Annotated in this window: 1 protein-coding gene, 1 rRNA gene and 1 pseudogene; 1 reads left to right on the top strand and 2 read right to left on the bottom strand. The window is 45.1% G+C overall.

Features of this window, described 5'->3' with window-relative positions:
* Positions 1-49: 49 nt before the first annotated feature.
* Positions 50-165, top strand: a 5S ribosomal RNA gene (gene rrf, locus AAC155_RS24105).
* A 267-nt stretch (positions 166-432) separates the two neighbouring features.
* On the opposite strand, the pseudogene AAC155_RS24100 reads toward rrf, so the two are convergent.
* Positions 433-1,250 (bottom strand): annotated as a pseudogene (locus AAC155_RS24100) (IS982 family transposase).
* A gap of 391 nt (positions 1,251-1,641) precedes the next feature.
* Positions 1,642-1,713 (bottom strand): damage-inducible type I toxin DinQ, encoded by a 72-nt coding sequence (gene dinQ, locus AAC155_RS24620; protein WP_369293964.1) that lies wholly within the window; start codon positions 1,711-1,713, stop codon positions 1,642-1,644.
* Positions 1,714-2,009 lie beyond the last annotated feature (296 nt).

Below are 2,009 nucleotides of genomic sequence, written 5' to 3'. Positions count from 1 at the left end.
CGGGTGGTTGCGGAAGAAGAGACGCGCCGCCTGGAATAAACCGAATATGCCTGGCGGCGATAGCGCGGCGGTCCCACCTGACCCCATGCCGAACTCAGCAGTGAAACGCCGTAGCGCCGATGGTAGTGTGGGGTCTCCCCATGTGAGAGTAGGGAACTGCCAGGCTTTAAATACCGTAGAAACCCCCAGCGAGCGCTGGGGGTTTTTGCGTTTTAAGGGATATCCTATGGATTTCAAGATGCATCGCGGGGGCAAGGGAGTGAATCCGCGGGGGCATAGCGAACGATGTGACCGGGATGAGTGCGTGCCGCCAACAAAGAGGCAACTTGAAAGATAACGGGTATATTATTTATTTAACCTGAGATTTGCTTAAGAAGGGAACTCAGTGCCTGAGGCACGATCAAAGTTTTTGCTAAATAACCTGAGTTCTGGTTAAGCATTCACTAACCTATCCATTTCTGAGCAGGAAATATTCAGTGACGGTTTGTTCTCTTTGAGACAATAAGCGATGAGTCCCCCAATACATTCAACATTAATCCCTGCACACTACGGTGTCGTGAATGTTTTATCTGAGAAATATTCTTTAATTGATCATTGATGGTTTCTATGATGAAACGCTTTGATAACATCATTTTATCCCACACCGAGAGCGCTTTTGCCTTCATGTTACTGCGCGTATCAGTGATGAATGTCACACCTGTTGCGTTTAAATCATCAAACAGAGCCTGATTGATATATCCCTTGTCGCCGTAAAGTGTTCCTGTTAATCCCGTTGCTAATTCACGCGCGGGCTCCCGATCATCGACATTGCCTGAGGTGAGTTTGGCTGACACAATTTCTCCTTGAGGATTGACTATGAAATGCAACTTAAAACCGAAAACCCCTCCCATTGACCCTTTTCCTCGTTTCGCTATGCCGTCAAACACCTTATGACGAGGGATACGCACATTATGACAAACACGAATGCAGGTGGAGTCGATAAAGGCGAGTCCCGTGGGTTTCCCTTTCACCTGCGTCAAATAACTGCAAAGGGACCCTAAAACCGATGAGACGACGCCCAGAAAGCGGGTATAACTCAGCAGGGTGGGAAAGTCTTGTTGGTGATATTGTTGGACTAATCCAAAGTAAAAGTTTTTAAAATCCCGATAATGTGACATATGAAAGGCAATCACGATGGTCATAATCTCGCTGGCACTCATGCGGCCATGACGTCGGCTATCCTCGATAGACTGTTGTTCCCAGAGTTTCAGGTTAACTTAGTGGATTTCAATTTTCTAATAGCCACGAGACCACGCTATTACTGTGTTTTGAAATTTCCTGAAAATCTTTTCAATCATTTCAGTTTGCGATTTTTCTTACATCGCTAGTACTGGCACGGTCTGGCCGTTTGTCTTGTAGGATTTTAAAACTGAAAAAAATTTTTGATCCAAAACGTGCAGGTGGGTGCGGTGTAGTGCCGTTTATACTCCCGGACCAATAATCGCTTGAACACGGGTTCAAGTCCAGTAGGGATTACCAAATTTAAGCTGTTAGATTAGTATATTAGGCCACTTAAACAAAAGTGGCTTGTTTGATCAAAGGCGGTAAATGTTAAAGGCCACCGGGAGGTGACCCCGATGACCTTAGCTACGTTTACGTTATCTATTTCAAAAATGCACGGATCAGCTCTAAAAGCGCGATTAACGCTTTAAGAACGATGATAGCAGTGTCAATAAAATGCTTTCACTCGTTTGCTCCAGTTAGGAGCACGACTTAACTAGTACTACAGCCGTAGATATCAGAAAGTTGCATTTTCCTTGATGCTCACAACTCTGAGAAACCGCATGAATTAAGCTTTTCTATGGGTGTCTTTTCTGTTGAAAAAAGTAAGTACGGCTGTAGTACTAGGCTGTGTCCCGCAATAGATTGAGATAGAATAATCCCCTGGCTCTGACTTTCGGAAAAAACCTGTTATGGCTCGTTACGACCTTCCTGATGAAGCATGGGAGTTACTGCTCCCCTTATTGCCC

This window comes from Photorhabdus sp. HUG-39 (assembly GCF_963878365.1).
Taxonomy (GTDB): Bacteria; Pseudomonadota; Gammaproteobacteria; order Enterobacterales; family Enterobacteriaceae; genus Photorhabdus; species Photorhabdus kayaii.
Note: the sequence above shows the minus strand (reverse complement) of the source record. Positions and strands in the feature narration are given on the sequence as shown.